Genomic DNA, 19780 nt, shown 5'->3' on the forward strand with positions numbered 1-19780 from the left:
AGTAGCTTTGAATTAAGTTATTGGCTTACGACGTTTAGAACAATTATGACCGAACAGCACGACCTTACTGCCACCTTTCAGAGCTATATGGAAAATCCGTTGCTCTGGCCAATTCTAGAAGTTCTAAAAAAACAGCCAAGTGGCTGGAAAGTCCACACTTTAGCCTCTCACATCACTGAACTTGGCTTGATGCCGGTTTTGGATGGCTCTCCAGAAAAAGATTTATTCAAGCGCAACTTCCTCATTATGAATGCGTTGTATCAATTGCAAGAAACCTTGTACCCAGAAAAATGGTTGCAGGTGGAAGCGATGGACATTGCGCTGATGCCCGCGTATCGAGTGTCTGAGACGGAAATGGGGCATCAGGATGCACTGAGAGAGTATTATACTCAATGGGTGAACTATGAAGCTGAAGAGGGAGAGGTGAAACGATTGCTCAATGAATTCTGGACACGGTATCGTGAATTTGTTGGTAGCACCAATGGCAAAGATATGGACAGAGCTAAAGCCCTAAGCCTATTCAAGCTTCCTTACGATGCAAGTAACTCTGAAATTCGCAAGACATGGCGTAAGCTCGCGTTGAAGTGGCACCCTGATAGAGACAACGGTGACGCAGACCAATTTAGAGTGTTGTGTGAAGCGTGGCACGTACTTCGTCACTAGTTCGCAAATGATGTTTCATTTTCGAATAAAAAAGACGCATTAAAGCGTCTTTTTTATTTTTATGTCGTGGAGTATAGCTACTTGGACGGTTTGAAATGTGACTTTCTCATTCGGTTTAGGGTTGCCATTACATCGACCACTCTAGGCTTAGCTAAGTCGCCATGGTTGGGCATATTTACATGCCAATTTTCGTTAAGCAGCTCGTTGAACTCTTTTGCTGGGTTGCCAGACCAGCCTGGGAGTTGTGCAAATTGGAACCATGCCCAACCAATCGCATTCACTTCAGATGCAGATTCAAGTTGTTCTAGCGCAGAGATATCAGTGAACTCCTTGCCAAACCTTAGTGAATCTTTGCCTTTAGCTGAGACTCGGAACTTTCCGTCGACCAAAATGCTTTGCAACGACGCTCGGTTTAACGCACGTGGCCTAAATGAATTCAGCGGTGACTCACATTCATTTGAGCGCTGAGTCGGGTGTTGCTCAATCACTTCTTTCGCCTTTTCACTCACATCGATTGGCTGGTAATCATGCATTTGAATAACAGTGTCAGCGACATCTAAATAATCGCCTGAGCCACCCATAACAATGATGGTTGAGATATTCATCTCATCGCGTAGTTGACCGATACGGTCTACAAGTGGGGTAATTGGTTCTGCGCCTTTACTAACCAGCGCCTGCATGCGCTCATCGCGAATCATGAAGTTGGTAGCGGAGGTGTCTTCATCAATGAGCATCGATGTCGCACCAGCTTCAATTGATTCTTGCAACCAAGCGGCTTGAGAAGTTGAGCCTGACGCATCCTGAGTAGAAAAGTCACCTGTATCCTTACCCATAGGTAAATGATTGATGTAGTTAGATAAGTTTAAATGATGAACACATCGGCCATCTTCCGCTCGAATCTTCACGGTATCTAGGCTAGTGACCACACCTTCTCGGCCATCGCCTGGAATATGGTTGTAAATAGAACGTTCAATTGCCGTCAGCAGAGTTGATTTACCATGGAAGCCACCACCAACGATCAAAGTAATGCCGTTTGCGATACCGGTACCTACAACTTTGCCTTGGTTAGGTGTTTCTAGCTCAACCCTTAGAGATTCCGGAGCCTGAAAAGCAACCGCTTCCTTCATTGGCAAATCGCAGTTACCTGCAACCCTAGGTAGCACACTACCATCGGCGATAAATGCGACTAAGCCTTTATCACTTAGTTGGGCACGCATTGCTTCTTGATCTTCGATCACCTCACAATGGTGAATGAGAGCATCTTTATCGAGTTCACGCTCAAGTGTAGCGCGTCGAATGAACTTAGGTAGGTGGAAGGTAAGGGTGTTCGTTGCTTTCTTAGCCAGGATCTGGCGTCCTTCTGCAGGAAGGTGTACGCGAAAGCGTAGTTCAATGCCTTCTTCAGTGAAAAGAACTGCTGTGCTGTCGAGTACAGTTTGGCCAGTTAAGGCAATGCTGATGCTATTTTCTTGCTTAGCAAATTCCGCGAACTTACGGGCGATGTAATCTCTGGCCGCGATTTGATATGCCTCGGATTTGTCTTTTAGCCACTCTAATCCAGTTAGTGACCAAGCTCTTGTGGCACGGAATCGAGAAGCAGAGGCGTATGGGTCGGCTTGGATGTGATCAATATAAAGCGTGTAATCAGTAAAATCGTAGTTGCCTTTGATTTGCTGATACGCACGGTAGTTTTGTTTTTCTAGTTTCTTAAGGACTGCGATGAGTCGATCCATATCCAAGCGCTCATTTAAATAATGATAAAGGCGGCGATTATAGAAATCACCGCCCGTTGAGTAAAGGGTTTTCCCGAGCCTGCGTATGAGGCGTATCAGTGATGATAGCTAGGCCAAGGTAGCTCGACGTTGTTTTGGCCAATGAGGCTTACCTCAAACTCATCACAAGGCATCGGTTTACCATAGAAATAACCTTGTCCATACTCGCAGCCTTCACTGATGATAAAATCTTCTTGCCTCTTAGTTTCTACACCTTCCATTATCACCTCGAGGTCGAGTTTTTTTGCAACATTGATAATTGAGCGAATGATGGCTTTGTCTTGCTCACTGTTCTCAAGCTGATGGAGGAAGCTTTTATCGATCTTTATGCTGTCAAACGGGTACTTCTTCAAGTATTGGAAAGACGCGTAACCTGTACCAAAGTCATCCAGAGAAAGGGTTACGCCAAGATCGTGCAGTGCTTTTAATGTGTTGCTGGCTACCTTTTCATCACCGATTAAACCGCTTTCTGTCACTTCTAGCTCTAAGTAATGAGCGGGTAGGTTGTAAGTCTGCAATAAATCCTTCACTTGTTGAGCAAAGTTAGCATTTTTTAGCTGTACCGCCGAGACGTTAATTGCAATCTTGAAGTCGTTTACATAGCGAGCCCACTGAGAAGCCTTTTCGATTGCAGAGCGCAATACGAAATTACCTAGCTCAAAAATCAATCCATTTTGTTCGGCGATATGGATCAATCTTTCATTGGACATATCACCCAGCACAGGGTGTCGCCAACGGAGTAAGGCTTCAGCACCCGTCCAACGGTGAGTGGTTGGAGAAACCTTAGGCTGGAAGTAGAGTAACAAATCATCGCTTCGAACTGCTTGAAGTAAGTAGCTTTCAAGTTGGTTCAAGTGACTTTGAGTATCTGAAAATGCTTGAGAATAAAAACTAAACTTATGACCCGAATCTTTGCAAGAAATCATCGCTTCAGCGGCGTATTTTAAAAGGTCGCTACCATTGTTAGCATCCTCTGAAGTAGACACACCAATATAGGCATGCAAATGTACCATATCATCTTCGACTTTGAATTCAGAATGGCCGATTTCCACCAAAGTGTGGCATAGCGCTTCGAGTTGTCCGCGAATTTGATCGGCTTTTACGATAAGCACCAAATCAGTGGAGGTTGGTCTTGCAGTAATGAGCTCTAAGCTGTGAAAAGGTGCACTCAAGCGGTTTCGGTAGTGGGTGAGGATATTATCCCACTCGGTGTAGCCGTATTTCGATTGCAAGCGTCGACCGTTACTGAATCCGATATGAATCACGGCTAGCTTTTGGTTTTGTTCAATAGCCTTTCTATACCAACCGTCGAGTTCGCTTTCAATCGCAGTACGGTTAAGAAAACCTGTGCCAATGTCGTGCCTTTGCTGATATTGAATCTTTTGTTCTGCCGCGCGACGTTTATCTATTTCTTGGCTTAACGAGAAATTTAACGTGGCAAGATCTTTTGTACGAGTCTCGACTCGATTTTGTAGTTCAAAGTTAAGTTGATTGAGACGCTCGTGTTGGTAAATGGTCTTCAGTTGAGATTCAATCGACTCCTTGAAACTGTCGAGCAGGTTACGGTAGGTATCGCAAAACGGGTTTTCTTTGGTATCCAGAATACAGATGGTGCCAAAAGGTTCGCCTGACGGCCAATTAATCGGAAGACCACAGTAGGCGATCATGCCTAGCTTGATGTCTGGGTTCTTGTCCCACTCAGGATCGGACAGCGCATTTGGGATGAGTAATTCTTGCTGAGATTGGATGACGGTTTCACAATATAAACCTTGCCCTAATGATTCTGAGTCGCCGATTGAATAGGGAGTAGGGGCGTTATTATTTGAGCTACAGACTTCAATGGTGTCTGTGCGTACACGCATGATAAGTGCGGAAGGTACGGAGATTATTTCAGCAAGCAAGTTCACAATATTTTGCCACCCCGACAATGTGCTAGCCGGAATAGTCAACTCTTGTGTGTTGATTTTTGACATACGTAATTATCCTTGGGAACTTCGCAATGAGTGAGCGTCCTTTGCTCTTATTACCCGTCAAATACTCTATCTGTGGACGAGACTTATTCTTAATTATAAGAACGCATTGGCAATGTAACAAAAAAAAGTCCTATTTAGACAATAGGACTTTATCGTTTGTAATAAGTCTTAAAAATAAGACATTTATAATTAAGGAGTTATATTTATAAACTCATCAATATTAATGGGTGTTTTGTAATCAATGCCATCAAAGTCGAATCCATTTAGTTTCATAAACTCAGTTTTGAATCCGCGGTAATCAGCAAGTTCTTTAAAGTTATCGCGGTTAAGTTTAGTGAGCAACTGTTGTACTTTTTGCTGGGTTTCCGAGTCGAGTTCTAAGTCGTCTATGCGAATCAGCCGCTCACCGTCTACATGTACTGGCTCATTGATGTAGAGCTTTTGGGTGAACAAACGGTGCATTTGCTCTATGCAGCCTTCATGGGTGCCTTGTTCTTTCATCACCTCATATAATGCCATCATGTAAGGGGTTAGACCTGGGATGAATACACTGGCTTTAGTGACAAGCGCTTTACACACTGTCGCGTAGGCAGCACCACCAAAGTTTGCGAGTTTTAAGTTCAGCGCGTGGCTGGTCTGGTGTAAATCAACTTTCGCTCGCCCGAGAGTGCCGTCTAGATAAATCGGGTGGGTAACTTCAGGGCCGATGTATGAAAACGCGATGGTTTGGCAACCATCGGCAATTGATTCAGCGTTAATCAGTGCATCGATCCAGCTTTCCCAATCTTCGCCGCCCATCACTTTCATTGTCGATTCGATTTCCTGCTCGCTGGCAGGTTGTAAAGTGAGATCTTGCCATGTGTCGGTTTCTAACATCACACTGGCGCCGGTGACGGCTTCCCCGATAGGCTTTATTGACGAGCGCCACAACTCACCTGTTTCTGGATTTGGACGTGCACCGGTAGCTAGGCTGTAAATAACGAGATCAACTTCCCCTTCGAAATAGGTCTCGATCGCTTCAATCACTTGGGTGCGCGTTTCTTGACCGAAAGCGTCACCATCGATATTAACGGCTATTCGACCTTCTTGTTCTGCATGCTTTTTAAAATAGTAATTGTTGTACCAACCCGCGGTGCCTACACCCTTTTCAGAAGGGCCTCTTTCGAACGAGACACTGATGGTATCAGATTCACTAGCGCCGAATGCAAGAGCGATTCTGGCAGCAAGGCCAAAGCCGGAAGAGCCACCAAGAATTAATACTCTTGCTGGCCCATGATTGGTGTTCTTGTCAGAGGTAGTCGTTTGTTGGATATAACGAATTTGTTCTAAGACCGCTTGTTCACAACCGTATGGGTGAGCAGTGCGGGCAACCACGCCGTTGATTACGGGTTCAATAATCATAGTCCTATCCTGATTTACGCAACGTTCAAATAACGTAACGTAAAGCAAGGTAAATTTTATTGAGCTAGGGCAGTAAAATCAGAGATGCTTAACTAGGTGACCTGCCACATACTCTGCAATGAACGGCTGAGCTTCTGGTTTTGGATGCAGACCATCAGACATCATCCATTCTGGTTTGATTATCACTTGTTCGAGAAAGAAAGGGATTAGGCTCACACCGTCTTTTTGGGCGACTGTCGGATAGATGTCGAAAAACGCATCGCTATAACGGTTACCGTAGTTAGGTGGCACTCTGATTTGCATCAGAATTGGTGTCGCGCCAGAGGCTTTCGCTTGTGCAATCATTGCTGATAAGTTCTTCTCAACAATGTTGGGCGGAAAACCACGTAAGCCGTCGTTAGCACCGAGCTCGATAAGTACGTAAGACGGTCGATGTTCTTGCAATAACGAGGGTAAGCGAGATAACCCATTACCCGTTGTGTCACCTGATATACTGGCATTAACGACATCAACGGTTTTATTTTGTTTTGCCAGTTCTTCAGGCAGCAATGAAGGCCACGCTTGAGCGATCGGCATTTGATATCCCGCACTCAGGCTATCACCCAAAATTAATAATGTGGTACTACTGGCGTAGCTAGACACAAACAAAGCGAATACGAAGGAAAGTAATCGAATCATGCAAACATCCGTTATTAAAGCTGAATCATTATCGAAAGTAGTCTCTACTAAACAAGAGCAATTAACAATCCTTAACGATGTAAGCCTAGATATCAAGCAAGGCGAAAGCGTTGCGATAGTGGGTACATCAGGCGCTGGGAAATCAACGCTGATGACTTTATTGGCAGGGCTCGATGTACCGAGCCATGGTAGCGTAGAGCTACTTGGTCATTCGCTTGCAACCATGTCTGATGAGCAACGTGCTCAGATCCGAAGCGAGTCAGTAGGGTTTGTATTTCAAAGCTTTCTTTTGATCCCAAGTTTATCCGCATTAGAAAACGTGACGTTACCATGTTTGCTTAAAGGCGAAGAAGAGAATCGAGAGCGCGCACTTAAACTTTTAGCGGATGTGGGCTTGGCTGACAGGGTCGATCATTCGCCCGCACAACTGTCTGGTGGTGAGCAGCAGCGTGTCGCGTTGGCGCGTGCGTTTATGATTGAACCTAGCGTGTTGTTTGCTGATGAGCCGACAGGCAATCTTGATCAACAGACAGCCGCGAGAGTCGTTGAACTGTTGTTTGAGCTGAACAAGAATCACGGAACAACATTAGTGTTGGTTACACACGACTTGTCGCTGGCGCAGCGTTGTGACCGAACCGTTCATTTGAAATCTGGTGGTGTGGAGGAGTCCTAATGAAAGGCCAACAAACACACAACCTGAAGATGCTCCAATGGAGCTTCCGAGAAATTAAAGAAGGGCAGTTATGGCCCGTTGCGTTAGCACTTGTTCTTATTATTGCTTCAGTGTTTGCACTTAGTGCTCTAGCCAATCGATTGGAGCAAGTTGTTGTTACTCAGGGAAAGCAAGCTCTCACCGCTGATAGCGTCTTTGTTTCTTCAAATCCGTTGCCACAGGATCTAACGACACTGACTCAGCAGAGAAGTCTCGATACCTCGAACTATACTCGCTTTTCAACCATGGCATTCAGTGACCAAGGTATGCAGCTTGTTATGGTTAAAGCGATCGAAAGCAATTATCCACTGCAAGGCGAGATGGTGTTAGTGGGCGATGAGGGGGCTCAATCCAACATAAAGCCCGGGGAGCTCTGGCTGGATGAGCGCTTGTTTGCGCAGTTAAATACCGAAGTGGGACAAACGCTGTCCATTGGTAATGCTGACTTCACTGTTTCTGGTCGTATTGCAGAAGAGCCAGGGATGAGCTTCAACCCATTCCAACAAATGCCTACCGTTTTTATTCATCAGCAAGATGTGGATAAAACAGGGGCTATTCAGATGGGAAGCCGTGTCCAATACCGCTTGTTCATAAATGGCGATGCTGCGGCTATTGACGCATTAAAGTCAGAGATAGAACTTCAACCGAGCGATCGCTGGCGTGATGAAAATAGTGGTAGCCGCACTAACGAAGTCTTTACGCAGACTCAACAGTATTTGTCTTTAAGTGTCGCTATTGTCGTGCTCATGGCAGCAACCACACTAGTTCTTACTTGTCAGCATTATGTTTCTACCCGTCGTACGACTATCGCGATGTTAAAAAGTCTTGGTGCGACAAAACGTTGGCTGCAGCGCTGGCTTGTTACTCAGGTTGCCTTACTGTTTGTGACTTCAGCGGTAGTCGGCTCACTAATAGGAGTCGGTTTAGAGTTTTTGTTGAGGATCCCGTTAGTTGACCTCCTTCCTGATCCGCTTCCGAGTTACGGCATTTATCCTTTTGTTCTTGCGATTGGTACCAGTGTTGTGATTGCTTTGCCAGCGCTGAGTATTCCATTGATGGGATTACTTAATGTCAGTGCTGCCAATGTGATGCAAGCTCAGCAGGTAACAGGTAGCAGCAAAAAGTCACTATGGCTTATTGCCTTACCCATCGCTGCTTTAGGATTTGCGTATGGCGACAATCAAATGGTTTGGATGGTGCTGTTTGGTGTTGTCACTTTGTTCGCTGTATTGGCTGTATGTGGTGTATTAATCAATCGATTGTTAGCCAAGGCACCGGTTGGCGTATCCATGAAACTGGCGTTGAGCCGTATCAACCGTTCACCCGTTGCGACAGGGTTTCAATTCGGGGCGCTAGGGCTTTCGTTGATGCTTATCGCGACGATTTGGTTAATTCGTACCGATCTTCTTTCAGACTGGCAGCAGACATTGCCAGAAAACGCGCCTAACGCTTTTGCGTTGAATATTGCGGACTATGAGCAGCAGCAATATTTGAACGTATTAGATGAAAACAATATCGAACGCTCTGAAGCCTTCCCAATTATTCGCGGACGCTTGACTAAGGTGAACGATGAGCCTGCAAAGCAAGTTGATGGCGCTGAGGAAAAAACAGACGCGCTAAGGCGCGAGTTGAACTTTACTTGGGCGGATACGCTACCTAAGTACAATGAAACACTAGAAGGTAATTGGACACAGACCAACGGTGTATCAGTTGAAAGCGAAGTTGCACAAGCGCTTGGCTTGAAAATTGGGGATAAATTAGAGTTTTCCATCGCCTCTCAAACCTATACCGCGGAAGTCAACACCATCCGAGCGGTGGAATGGCGAGAGATGAAACCAAACTTCTACTTTATTTTTACTCCTGATGTTTTGGCGAATTTCCCAGCTTCTTATCTGGTGAGTTTCCGATTAGATGATACCCATAATGACTTGATTTCTAAGCTTTCGCGAGATTTTCCAACAGTGAGTTTGATGGACATTAGAAGGATGGGGGACAAGATCAGAGACTTGCTCGCCAATATTGTATTGTCTATTACGGTGCTTGCTGGGCTATCGGGTGTTGCTGGATTGCTTTTGATCTTCACATTATTGCGGTTGAACTTGAGTCAGCGTCAACAGGAAGTCAGGTTGTATCGTACTCTTGGAGCAAGTAGAAAGCGGATAAGTACAACCATCTGGGCTGAATATGGAATCATGGCTCTAACGGCGAGTTTAGTTGCGAGTTTAGGGGCGGAAATCGTTGTGGCAAGTATCATGAAATTCGGTTTTGAGCTCGATCCACAGATACATATTTGGTTATGGTTATTGCTCCCTGTGGTTGCTTTTTGCACACTTTTCTTGGTTGTTAATAGTTTGATAAATAAGCTGCTAACCCCTATCAATAAAGCGTTTAGCTAAAACTGGGAGTGCCTCGATATTCAGTTATCCACAAAAACAGTGGATAAAGTTTTGGATAACTTACCCTGTAGATAACTTGGTATCGAGGCGCAGCCCACATGCTGCTTTGGCTGCAGCAATTTTTGTTATTCACACAGAGTAAAAATTCAGATTCGGGGATTAATGAGTCAAGAGTTTTTTCAATCTTTTTTAGCTAATTTTCATTAAAACGGCATAAAGATTCTGTATGCCTTGCTACGTGTTAATAACTTGTATGAAAACCTTGATTCTAGCACGCAGATCACCACTAAAATCCCACTCAAAAAATGTGATTTTCATACGAGGTGTTTGGCTTTAAAATGCTGGCAGAATAAAAGCATAGCGTTTGAAATGAAAACACACGAATCTGCGTCACAATCTGTAAAAATTGCCATCATTGGTGGTGGTGTTTCGGGAGCAACAGCTGCAGTTCACTTAGGTGAATTGGGAATTGATGTTGCTCTGTTGGAAAAAGGCCCTGGGCTAGTCAATGGCCCACCAATCTGCCATCTTCACGCTGGTGGCAATCTGTATCGCGAGATATCAGAACAGCAATGCATCGAGTTACTAGAGCAGTCCATCGCTTCCGTTCGTTTGTTTCCCCATACTATTAATAAGAGGCCTACCGTCATTGCGGTGCCTCATACTGACACGGGTTGCCCGAAAGAGTTAGTTCCGCGCCTAAAACGCATTACAAGTAGCTATCAAACGCTAGTAGACCAAGACCCCAAAAATCAAGTGCTGGGTGACCCTAAGCAGTATTATCGATTATTCGAGCGTGAAGAGCTTGAGTTGCTCGCAGGTCAGTCTCAACCTGATACGCCAACATCTTTTGAGCAATGGCTTATACCTTTTGCTAAATCGGTAGACTTAGACTCTATTAAATATCCCGTTGTTGCCGTTAATGAATATGGCTGGAGTGTCTTTCGCTTGGCGGCCAGTGCAACGCTTACGATTCAGCAGTCAAAATGCAGTCGACTGATGCTCAATAGCACCTTATTGCGGGCGCAGCGAAAAGATGAATGCTGGGTGCTCACGTACAAAGACTCCCAAGGTGATGTGAAAGAGCTTCATGCGGAATATTTGATTAACGCTTGTGGTTATCAAACAGGCCAGGTCGACGATAGCGCGGAGCTACCTCGCTCTCGCTTGGTTGAATTCAAGGCCGCTTATGTGACTCAATGGGGAAATGGACAAGCCCAGTGGCCAGAAGTGATCTTCCATGGTGAAAGAGGGACACCAAATGGGATGGCCCAGTTAACTCCCTATGCTGATGGTGTGTTCCAACTCCATGGCATGACCGAAGATATTACCCTTTTTGAAGGCGGACTCGTGTCGTCTTGTTACCAATCTTCTCATCCTAAGTTACCTGAAGTTCTGACCAACAAGTTAGAAAAAGGTTGGCAGCCAGATGTTGTTCAATTACGCACAGAACGGGCGATAGAGCATGTGGCTCGATATGTCCCAAGCTTTGATTCAGCAAAAGTGGCGGGCAAGCCGTTATACGGTGCACAACAAATCCCAGGTCGAGATGAAACGCTGCGGGCTGCGGATGTGACATTTGAAAACGAAAATTATGCTCGAATGGAAGTGGTTAAAGGGTCGTCGGCATTAGAAGCAGCTTCTAAGATCATTGAACATTGGAGTTTGGTTGAAGATTATCAACCTGAGAATATTGAGCAGCTACACCCTCTAAGTATGTCGCTGACCGAAGAGCAAGTTGAAACCTTAGCTTGTGAGTTAGCTATAAGTCGCGGATATCCAAAGCAGTTGGCTATTGTGATAGGTGAGAGATAGAACCGAATTGATTTGCTTGAATAAACAAAGGGGGAGCAAATGCTTCCCCTTTGTATTATCTGTATGCTCAACAGACTCTAATAGCCAAAAAATCGGGCCCATTTAGCCCAAACGGTTTGCAATCCAAGTAAATCACCTTTTACAAATTGCACTTCTTGTCCAGGTTTTGCTTGAGCGAGTCTAGGCAGGTCGATACGCGCGACGCAGCCAAATTTAGGATATCCGCCAATAGTCTGCCTGTCATTGAGCAATATAATTGGCTCTCCATTTGGCGGTATTTGGATTGAGCCAAGTGCAATCCCTTCGCTAATCACACCATTACTAGGCGGAGTAATGCTCCCGCCCGTTAAACGATAACCCATCCGATCGATATGCTGACTGACTTGGAACGTCTGTTGATAAATCGACTGCTGAGCTGATTCTGAAAATAACTCGTTTTGGTAGCTTTCTATCACTCTCAGTTGCAGCGGTAAATTGTAGTTGGGCTGATAACGAAAGGTTGTTTGTACGCTTTGCTTGCTTAAATTGTGTGAGTTAAATGAGAGCTGGTCTCCCGCTTGTAATCTTAACCCCTGTTGCTCTAAGCCTCCCAAGTTCTCACGCACTACGGTTGCCGTGCTTCCAAGCTGAGGAAGCACGTTAAAGCCTCCCTTTACGGCCAAATAGGCTCGAAGGCCATTGGATGGTAAGCCGAAGGTAAGGGTTTGTCCTTTACGCACACAGAAGTTACTCCAGTTAGGGATCGTTCGACCGTCTAATTTAGCGTTTAAGTTTCCTCCAGCTATAGCAAGTTCACAGTCGCCTTGGGCCTTAAACTCGGCTTGCCCCAAGGTGATTTCCAGCGTCGAGCTATTGATAGGGTTAGAAAGCAGATGATTGGCCCAGCTATAGGCGTAATCATCTACAGGACCACCTTGTGTCACACCTGATTGGCTATGCCCATAGCGGCCGAAATCTTGAATTAAGCTAAGTTGTCCGGGTTTGATGACGTTAAGATAGCTCATTGAACACCTCCGATGAAATCACGCCACCCAAAGAAGTGAATTCTTGTTTGCTGATCGAGCGAAACTGGACTTGAGCCCCAATTTCGAAAGGTGTCATAGGGGAATTATTGGGATCATATAAGTCGATAGGGCAGTTACCAATGATATTCCATCCACCTGGAGATAGATTTGGGTAAACAGCCGTTTGATTATCGGCGATCGCAACGCTGCCTTTCGGAACCCGTAATCTAGGGCTGCTTTTACGTGGAAGCTGTAACGACTCAGCAACGCTGGTTAGAAACGCAAACCCTGGCGCGAATCCAACAGCAGAAACGGTGTAGCTAACGGAGGTATGAGCCTCTATGAGATCTTCTATTGCAATTCCCTTAGCTTGATACAACGGGATATCGGGTCCGACGTCAATATCGTAGTAGACAGGTAACTCAATGATGGGAGCGAGACTCGCATCTAAATTAACCTGAGTATGTTTGATGACGCTTTCTAGACGTGCATGAAATTCGAAAACGTTGACACGGTGAGGTAAGTAATCCACCAAAATGGTGTGGTAAGAAGGCGTAACGTTCATGACGAGCGTGTCAAGCTCGTCATGTATGGCTTTGCTGACTTGAGCGATATGCAATGAAAGGGCAGGTGACGGAGTACTGTTAAAGCACACCAGAGTTGAACATTCGGCGATTGGTTCGAGAGTGAATTCAAAATCCATTTGATACTCCAACGTTCATTTGATTCTATAACGTTTATGTGGTTTTAAAGCACCGTTGTTATTGAGAGCGCAGTACTGACTGCAAAGTAATAACTATCTGTAAAGTAAGATCTATCGGTAAAACAACGAGCTAGCGTTGGCTTAGGTTGTCGATAGTCTGCGCGATATTTTCAATTAGGGCGATAGCTTCTTGGTTATCACCGTGAACACATATTGTGTCTGCCTCTATAGGGATAACAAAGCCATCTAAGGTGGTGACCTTGCCATAGCTGACTAGCTGTTTTATTTGATTAAGAATATCCTCTTCATTGCCAAGAACCGCTCCTTTTTCTGAACGCGGAGCAAGCATGCCATTAGCGAGATAGGCTCTGTCGGCAAATGCTTCAAAGATCAGTGGGAGATCGTACCTTTCTGCAATGTCGAGAAATGCTTGGTTGTCTTGAGTTGCAAGCATCATTAATGGCACATTAAAGCAGGACACTGCATCGGCGACAGCGGCAAAAATCTCTTGGTCTCTCATCATATCGTTATACAAAGCACCATGAGGTTTTACGTAGCTAAGCTCGGTGTTTTTGCTCTCACATAACGCTTTGAGCGCACCAATCTGATAAATCAAAATCTCTCCCAATTCACTGGCCGAAAACGCCATAGAACGACGACCAAAACCATGTAGGTCTGGGTAGCTCGGGTGAGCACCAATCATGACATTGTGCTTGATGGCTAAATCGATGGTATGGCTCATGATGTGGGGGTCTGAGGCGTGGAAACCACAAGCGATGTTGCTCATGTCTATAAATGGGATAACGTCTTCATCTAAACCCATTTTCCAAGAGCCGTAGCTCTCGCCCATATCGCAGTTTAATGTGATTGTTCGTTTCTTCATCAGTGTATCCACGTGTTCCATGTGTAATCAGTGTAATATTTATCATTGTTAAATATAAACAGTGATCGAATTCATCATTTAGCGGGTTTTGGTATATAGACCTATCATGCTGTATGTATATTTCTATCAATAAATGGAATAATAGTACTCACTAATATTACGAGAGTGCTGTATGAAATACACGTTGTTAACGTCTCTTTTTCTTTCTCTAGTTTCCCGCCCAGTTCTGGCTGAAGAGAGTGCCTTAGAGCATCTCATGTCAATGAGCTTAGAAGAACTTTCTTTACTTCAAATTGAGATGCAGACAGCGTCAAAATACTCTCAGCAGCTGACCGATATTCCATCGTCCGTTTATGTACTCGAAAGCGACCGTATTCAACGTAGCGGTGCCACAACGATAGCTCAAGCACTGGCGTTAGTCCCTGGCCTCAATGTTTCTATGTTTTCTCAAACAGAGCCCATGGTTTCGTCCCGTGGGTTTCATGACGGCTTGTACAATAAAATGCTAGTCATGATAGATGGACGTAGCTTATTCAGCCCAGTTTATGGCGGGGTCTATTGGTCCGATGTTGACTATATATTGCCGGATATAGACCGCATTGAAGTACTGCGTGGCCCAGGTGGGGCGATGTGGGGAGGAAATGCAGTTAATGGCGTCATTAATATCATCACCAAGTCGACGCAAGATACGTTAGGAACGTTCGTAAAAGGGGCATTTGCAGACAATGGTGATTATATTACGAGCGTTCGACATGGTTTACAGCTTAATGAATCAGTGACGGGCAGAGCGTTTTATAAGCGAAGAGATGAGAAACGTGATTTTTCAAGTGACGCACAACATTGGTTAAGAGAGTCGGCTGGTGTAGTGCTAGAAAATGAGGAACAGTGGACACTACGATTTGGTGGAGAGCAATCTAAATACGACCGAACCTTTTATCAGGTTCAATATGAAAATGGCCAGTCGCAAGGGCTAACAAGCTCGGAGGGTGACGTTGCCAGTCACTCGGCTTATGTTCAGCTCAATACTGAGCACGAACTATCAGAGTCTGTTCATGCCAACAGTATGATTGCGCTTGAAACCAATAAAGATGAGGCATTGGACGCGCCGGGCACATACACAACATTCGATATAGAAGCCAATTTTGTCCAAGATCTGGAACCAACCCAAATTGTGTCGTACGGATTTGCTTATCGATACGTGGCGATTGATTTTGGTTCTGAGATTTCCGATGTGGACTTCAATAATATTGATTATTTTATTCGAGCGTTCAGCGGTGATTCGACTCGTGACAGTATAGCTAGCGCGTACATTCAATCGGACAAATTCTGGACCGAATCATTCAAAACTGTTTTTGGTATAAAAGGTGAGTACTTCGAACATACCAGCGCATTTGAACTCTCGCCTCAAGCTCGTGCTTTGTATCAAGTATCGGACAACCAATCATTCTGGGCTGGAATTGGTCGCAGTGCCACGGCACCGTCCTATATTGAAACGAATTCGTACTATTTTAATAACTACCCTCAAGGGGACGCCTATTGGATTGCGGGATATTATCCTCAACCTGATATGTCACCAGAAATTGTGACGACCTATGAACTAGGTTATCGCTACTTGTCAGCGGGATTGGAGCTCGATGCTACCGTATTTTACAGTCAACATGACAATGTAAGAGGCCAGGATTTCATTGGTTACCACCCAGACTACTATCAGGTAGATGTGAATGTGACAACAGATGACTATTCGCTAGACAGTCATGGACTAGAGCTAGCGGCTCAGTGGCCAGTAAGAGATTGGTTTAAGGTATTTGGTACATACACCTACTTCTCTGCTCAGGGAGAATGGGACGGTGGTCAATATTCGACGGGAGAATCTAAAAACTTATATACCGTTGAACATCAACATCTGGCTACAGTGCAGGGGCTGTTCGACATTAATCCACAATGGCAATTCGACTTCTTAATTCGAGCTCAAGAAATTGAGTATGCGCAGCAGTATGAACAAGTACCTAATTTTATCGCCGTTGATCTAAGGCTAGCGTGGCAAAAACATTCGCATGCCCCCTTGTTTGAAGCGATCGTCAAAAATCTAGGAGAAAAGGAAGGATATACTCAAGATTGGATGAGGTATACACAAGAGCAACTGGCTTACCTGAGAGTATCCTATGAATTTTAAGCGCATTTATATCGCAATGATTCTAATGGTGTGCGTAGCGGTTCCAGGGCATCTCCATGCCGCCTATAAACCAGAAGAAGTATTGGCAGTTTATGTATTTAGAATTGCTAATTTCATTAATTGGCCCGATGAGGCGTCGATGACATCACTGAATTTTTGTGTTGAAGGAGATCAGCAAATCGCCCGATTACTTGACGTCATTATTCAAGGGAAGACCATTCGCTCGATGCCGCTCGCTTTATATCCCGGCATTAGTGAAAAGTGTAATGTGTTGTTCGTTTCAAAAAAGAGCCTTTTGTCTCAAGACATCACTCATAGTGATTCGATGGTGACGATAAGTGATTCAAAACGCTTTACGGAGCGAGGAGGCGTTATCGCACTTGTGCCGAGTGAAGGCCGAATCAAACCTAAGATTAATATAGATAATATCGGCAGCTACTCGATTTCATCCAGCCTGTTACGAATTTCAATTATCGAAGGGGGCAGCCAAGATGATTAGTACTTTCTCCTTACGAAGTAAACTGCTCACTCCGATAATTCTATTTAGTGTCGTAATTTTCTTTGTGTCACAGCTTTATAGTTTTGTATCGAGCCACTCAGAGCAAAAAGATGTACTCGTCGAGCGAACTAAAGTACTAGCGAACGGTGTTGCCTATAACTTGCAAGCTGCAATTTTGTTTAACGATAGTTTGGGTGCTAAAGAAGTTCTTTCAGCATTTTCTGCCGATGAACAGATCTTACGAGTGAAGCTGTACACTGCTGATGGCCAGCTTTTCTCTATGTATGAACGCAGAGACGCAAGTGCGCCCATTCCGAATGCAACTCAGCGTGCCGAGATTGTTAAACAAGGTTACTCAATGGGCGATAAGCATCTATTTTTGCTGGTCCCTATCTTAGTCGAAGGTGAGGTGATTGCTAAATTAAGGGTTGTTGTCTCTAAGTCGTCGTTTTCAAAAATTTACGATCGCACTGTCAATAACGCTATGTTGTTTTTAGGCTTATTGGTGATCTCCTCAGCAACGCTCTATTTAATGGCGCAAAAGTTTATACTCGATCCGGTTTATGCGTTGAACCAAGCCATCCAGTCATTTAATGAGCGTAAGACTCAAAGCACGAGACTGTCCGCTTCTTCAAGCGACGAGATAGGCGATCTAGTGAACGCGTTTAATCACATGCTAGATAAAATTGGTCAACGTGATCAGCAAGTTGCGTATACCTTAGATAAGCTAGAGCAAGAAAAATTCTTTGTTAACGAAGTGGTCGAAGCGGTTCGCCATGCATTAGTTGTTGTTGATAGCAGTGGAAATATCCTGCACAGCAATGCTGCGAGTAATGAAGTGTTTAAGTGCACACCTGCCTACCTGAAAGGCGCCAACTTCCTAGAAATACTCAATACGGACAAGTATCACTTACTATTAGATGCGGTCAAAACGGGTAAAGAGTTTGACGATGAATTGTTGGTATTCACCAATGTATTCAGTGATAAACAGCTTCTTAAAGTGAGCTGTAGGAAGCTGTCACGCCAAGACCAATTCTTGTTTGCAATCAGAGATGTGACTGTAGTTGAAGCGGCGCTTAAACGTCAAAAACTCGCGGCCGGAGTATTTGAAAACAGCCAAGATGGATTAGTTGTACTTAATCAAGATGGTGTGATCACCATGACTAACCCAGCGGTAGCAAAGTTACTTGGATATTCACAAGAGCAGTTGATGAATAAGCGACCGTCTGATGTATTGGAGTGGCGCCAATTTGGTACTTTGATGCCGACGATTATTGAGTCAGTAGACAACTTTGGCCAATGGCAAGGAGAAATTTGGGAAAAGCACTCCTCAGGCCAAGCGATTCCGATGTTTGTCAAAGTAAACCGAATCGCGACTGAAGAAGGTGATAGCGTCTACGATTACGTACTTATTTTGTCTGATCTTTCTAATATGAAAGAGATGGAACGCCTCGAATATTTGGCTCATCACGATTTACTAACAGGTCTAGCCAATAGAGCGCAGTTGAACCGTGTTATGGATGAGATACTTTCGCCACAATACTGCATCGAAGAGGGTGTTGGCCTTCTATACTTAGATCTCGATGGCTTTAAGCAAGTCAATGATACCTATGGCCACGATGCCGGCGATGAAGTCTTGAAGCAAGTAGCCGAACGTTTGCTTTCCCAAGTTCAAAGCCAAGATTTAGTTGCAAGACTGTCTGGGGATGAGTTTGTTTTGGTGTTGCGCTCGTGTGATGTCGATAGCTTAGAGGACTGCGCGGTAAGGCTGCTAAGCTTAATGGAAAAAGAGATAATTTATAAAGGCCGTGTACTGCGTGTTGGTGCGAGTATTGGTGGCTACCATATTACGGGTGGCAGTGAATCTCAAGATGAAATTATGAAAGCGGCAGACACAGCGATGTACCAAGCGAAGTCATCTGGGAAAGGTCGCTATGTTGTGCACAGTAAATTGCGTACTGGTTAATAGATTTAATAAATTGACATTCTGCGCAAAGAAATTGACGAACAATCTCATTTTGTGGATTGAGGTTTATCTATAGTTAGGTACAATTTCCAAAATTTATCAGAAGGTTAGAAACAATGAATGTTTTAGTTACCGGTGGTATGGGATATATCGGAAGCCACACTTGTATTCAAATGATCCAAGCAGGAATGACGCCTATTATCTTGGACAACCTCTATAACAGTAAGAATACGGTTCTGGATAGAATTGAAAAAGTAGCAGGTGTGCGTCCAAAGTTTATTGAAGGCGATATCCGTGACAAAGGCTTACTGACATCAGCTTTGAAAGATAACGCTATTGAGAGCGTCATTCATTTTGCTGGCCTTAAAGCGGTAGGCGAGTCGGTAGAAAAGCCTCTAGAGTATTACGATAACAACGTCAATGGTACGCTTGTGCTAGTTGACGCTATGCGTGAAGCCGGGGTAAAAACATTGGTATTCAGTTCATCTGCAACGGTATACGGTGACCCTGCGTCAGTGCCTATTACTGAAGACTTTCCTACCAGTGCGACTAACCCATATGGACGCAGTAAACTTATGGTTGAAGAGTGCTTGACGGATTTTCAAAAGGCTAACTCAGACTGGAGCATTACGCTACTGCGTTATTTCAACCCAGTAGGTTCTCATCCTAGTGGTGAACTTGGGGAGGATCCTCAAGGAATCCCAAACAACTTGATGCCATTTGTATCTCAAGTCGCTGTTGGCAGACGTGAGTTCTTATCTGTGTTTGGCAGCGATTACCCAACTAAAGACGGTACTGGCGTACGTGACTATATCCACGTTATGGACTTATCCGATGGTCATGTTGCTGCGTTGGAGAAAGTAGGTAATAAATCTGGGCTGCATATCTACAACTTAGGCACTGGTAACGGCTATAGCGTACTGGAAATGGTCAAAGCATTTGAAGCCGCTTCTGGTAAGCCTGTGCCTTATAAGCTGGTGGAGCGAAGAGCAGGGGATATCGCTGAATGTTGGGCTGATCCTTCTAAGGCAATTAACGATCTAGGATGGAAAGCGGAGCGTACGCTTAACGAGATGACAGAAGATACGTGGCGCTGGCAATCTAACAATCCAGACGGATACCCAGGCTAAATTTAAATCTTG

General features: G+C 44.6%; 15 protein-coding genes. 8 read left to right on the forward strand and 7 right to left on the reverse strand.

Features of this window, described 5'->3' with window-relative positions:
* Window positions 1-45: 45 nt before the first annotated feature.
* Window positions 46-663 carry a DNA-J related domain-containing protein gene (locus J4N42_RS17605; RefSeq protein ID WP_252033897.1) on the forward strand — a complete coding sequence of 206 codons (618 nt, stop codon included), beginning with the start codon at window positions 46-48 and terminating at the stop codon, window positions 661-663.
* A 77-nt stretch (window positions 664-740) separates the two neighbouring features.
* Here the strand turns inward: J4N42_RS17605 and J4N42_RS17610 are convergent, their stop codons facing one another.
* The 4 genes from J4N42_RS17610 to tesA all read right to left on the reverse strand — a co-directional run bounded on the left by J4N42_RS17610 (window position 741) and on the right by tesA (window position 6487).
* Window positions 741-2396 carry an ABC-ATPase domain-containing protein gene (locus J4N42_RS17610; RefSeq protein WP_252033898.1) on the reverse strand — a complete coding sequence of 552 codons (1656 nt, stop codon included), beginning with the start codon at window positions 2394-2396 and terminating at the stop codon, window positions 741-743.
* 95 nt (window positions 2397-2491) lie between these two features.
* Complete coding sequence (locus J4N42_RS17615) at window positions 2492-4408, reverse strand: sensor domain-containing phosphodiesterase (RefSeq protein WP_252033899.1); 1917 nt, start codon at window positions 4406-4408, stop codon at window positions 2492-2494.
* Between the two features lie 189 nt (window positions 4409-4597).
* Window positions 4598-5809 (reverse strand): enoyl-ACP reductase FabV, encoded by a 1212-nt coding sequence (gene fabV / locus J4N42_RS17620; protein WP_252033900.1) that lies wholly within the window; start codon window positions 5807-5809, stop codon window positions 4598-4600.
* Window positions 5810-5887: 78 nt separating this feature from the next.
* Window positions 5888-6487, reverse strand: a complete 600-nt coding sequence (gene tesA, locus J4N42_RS17625; RefSeq protein WP_252033901.1) for a multifunctional acyl-CoA thioesterase I/protease I/lysophospholipase L1 — start codon at window positions 6485-6487, stop codon at window positions 5888-5890.
* On the opposite strand from tesA, the gene J4N42_RS17630 reads away from it, so the two are divergent.
* From J4N42_RS17630 to J4N42_RS17640, 3 genes are all read left to right on the forward strand, one after another.
* A complete protein-coding gene (locus tag J4N42_RS17630) occupies window positions 6486-7160 on the forward strand; it encodes an ABC transporter ATP-binding protein (RefSeq protein WP_252033903.1) in 675 nt (224 codons plus the stop codon). The two genes, tesA and J4N42_RS17630, sit on opposite strands and share 2 nt — an antisense overlap.
* Window positions 7160-9595 carry an ABC transporter permease gene (locus J4N42_RS17635; RefSeq protein WP_252033905.1) on the forward strand — a complete coding sequence of 812 codons (2436 nt, stop codon included), beginning with the start codon at window positions 7160-7162 and terminating at the stop codon, window positions 9593-9595. Before J4N42_RS17630 ends, J4N42_RS17635 begins: the two co-directional genes overlap by 1 nt.
* Before the next feature lie 369 nt (window positions 9596-9964).
* Entirely contained in the window at window positions 9965-11410 is a 1446-nt protein-coding gene (locus tag J4N42_RS17640) for an FAD-dependent oxidoreductase (RefSeq protein ID WP_252033907.1), read from the forward strand.
* Between the two features lie 77 nt (window positions 11411-11487).
* Here J4N42_RS17640 and J4N42_RS17645 read toward each other — a convergent pair whose 3' ends face one another.
* The 3 genes from J4N42_RS17645 to J4N42_RS17655 all read right to left on the reverse strand — a co-directional run bounded on the left by J4N42_RS17645 (window position 11488) and on the right by J4N42_RS17655 (window position 14000).
* Complete coding sequence (locus tag J4N42_RS17645; protein WP_252033910.1) at window positions 11488-12414, reverse strand: 5-oxoprolinase subunit C family protein; 927 nt, start codon at window positions 12412-12414, stop codon at window positions 11488-11490.
* Complete coding sequence (locus J4N42_RS17650; RefSeq protein WP_252033912.1) at window positions 12401-13117, reverse strand: 5-oxoprolinase subunit B family protein; 717 nt, start codon at window positions 13115-13117, stop codon at window positions 12401-12403. The genes J4N42_RS17645 and J4N42_RS17650 overlap by 14 nt, the downstream gene beginning before the upstream one ends.
* A gap of 130 nt (window positions 13118-13247) precedes the next feature.
* On the reverse strand, window positions 13248-14000 hold the full coding sequence (locus tag J4N42_RS17655; protein WP_252033915.1) for a 5-oxoprolinase subunit PxpA: 753 nt from the start codon (window positions 13998-14000) through the stop codon (window positions 13248-13250).
* A gap of 172 nt (window positions 14001-14172) precedes the next feature.
* Here J4N42_RS17655 and J4N42_RS17660 point away from each other — a divergent pair, with 172 nt between their 5' ends.
* From J4N42_RS17660 to galE, 4 genes are all read left to right on the forward strand, one after another.
* A complete protein-coding gene (locus tag J4N42_RS17660; RefSeq protein ID WP_252033917.1) occupies window positions 14173-16173 on the forward strand; it encodes a TonB-dependent receptor plug domain-containing protein in 2001 nt (666 codons plus the stop codon).
* The gene (locus J4N42_RS17665; protein WP_252033918.1) at window positions 16163-16672 is read left to right on the forward strand and encodes a YfiR family protein; all 510 of its coding nucleotides are present in this window, start codon (window positions 16163-16165) and stop codon (window positions 16670-16672) included. Before J4N42_RS17660 ends, J4N42_RS17665 begins: the two co-directional genes overlap by 11 nt.
* The gene (locus J4N42_RS17670; protein WP_252033919.1) at window positions 16665-18638 is read left to right on the forward strand and encodes a sensor domain-containing diguanylate cyclase; all 1974 of its coding nucleotides are present in this window, start codon (window positions 16665-16667) and stop codon (window positions 18636-18638) included. The genes J4N42_RS17665 and J4N42_RS17670 overlap by 8 nt, the downstream gene beginning before the upstream one ends.
* Before the next feature lie 116 nt (window positions 18639-18754).
* The gene (gene galE, locus J4N42_RS17675; RefSeq protein ID WP_252033920.1) at window positions 18755-19768 is read left to right on the forward strand and encodes a UDP-glucose 4-epimerase GalE; all 1014 of its coding nucleotides are present in this window, start codon (window positions 18755-18757) and stop codon (window positions 19766-19768) included.
* Window positions 19769-19780 lie beyond the last annotated feature (12 nt).

It is taken from the genome of Vibrio sp. SCSIO 43135 (assembly GCF_023716665.1).
Taxonomy (GTDB): domain Bacteria; phylum Pseudomonadota; class Gammaproteobacteria; order Enterobacterales; family Vibrionaceae; genus Vibrio; species Vibrio paucivorans.

What these genes read in the sequence shown, in the direction of transcription:
- J4N42_RS17665 (WP_252033918.1), top strand. Translation starts at nt 16,163, where the DNA reads ATGAATTTTAAGCGCATTTATATCGCAATGATTCTAATGGTGTGCGTA.
- J4N42_RS17645 (WP_252033910.1), bottom strand. Translation starts at nt 12,414, where the DNA reads ATGAGCTATCTTAACGTCATCAAACCCGGACAACTTAGCTTAATTCAA.
- J4N42_RS17605 (WP_252033897.1), top strand. Translation starts at nt 46, where the DNA reads ATGACCGAACAGCACGACCTTACTGCCACCTTTCAGAGCTATATGGAA.
- fabV (WP_252033900.1), bottom strand. Translation starts at nt 5,809, where the DNA reads ATGATTATTGAACCCGTAATCAACGGCGTGGTTGCCCGCACTGCTCAC.
- J4N42_RS17635 (WP_252033905.1), top strand. Translation starts at nt 7,160, where the DNA reads ATGAAAGGCCAACAAACACACAACCTGAAGATGCTCCAATGGAGCTTC.
- galE (WP_252033920.1), top strand. Translation starts at nt 18,755, where the DNA reads ATGAATGTTTTAGTTACCGGTGGTATGGGATATATCGGAAGCCACACT.
- J4N42_RS17655 (WP_252033915.1), bottom strand. Translation starts at nt 14,000, where the DNA reads ATGAAGAAACGAACAATCACATTAAACTGCGATATGGGCGAGAGCTAC.
- J4N42_RS17610 (WP_252033898.1), bottom strand. Translation starts at nt 2,396, where the DNA reads ATGGATCGACTCATCGCAGTCCTTAAGAAACTAGAAAAACAAAACTAC.
- tesA (WP_252033901.1), bottom strand. Translation starts at nt 6,487, where the DNA reads ATGATTCGATTACTTTCCTTCGTATTCGCTTTGTTTGTGTCTAGCTAC.
- J4N42_RS17660 (WP_252033917.1), top strand. Translation starts at nt 14,173, where the DNA reads ATGAAATACACGTTGTTAACGTCTCTTTTTCTTTCTCTAGTTTCCCGC.
- J4N42_RS17650 (WP_252033912.1), bottom strand. Translation starts at nt 13,117, where the DNA reads ATGGATTTTGAATTCACTCTCGAACCAATCGCCGAATGTTCAACTCTG.
- J4N42_RS17615 (WP_252033899.1), bottom strand. Translation starts at nt 4,408, where the DNA reads ATGTCAAAAATCAACACACAAGAGTTGACTATTCCGGCTAGCACATTG.
- J4N42_RS17640 (WP_252033907.1), top strand. Translation starts at nt 9,965, where the DNA reads ATGAAAACACACGAATCTGCGTCACAATCTGTAAAAATTGCCATCATT.
- J4N42_RS17630 (WP_252033903.1), top strand. Translation starts at nt 6,486, where the DNA reads ATGCAAACATCCGTTATTAAAGCTGAATCATTATCGAAAGTAGTCTCT.
- J4N42_RS17670 (WP_252033919.1), top strand. Translation starts at nt 16,665, where the DNA reads ATGATTAGTACTTTCTCCTTACGAAGTAAACTGCTCACTCCGATAATT.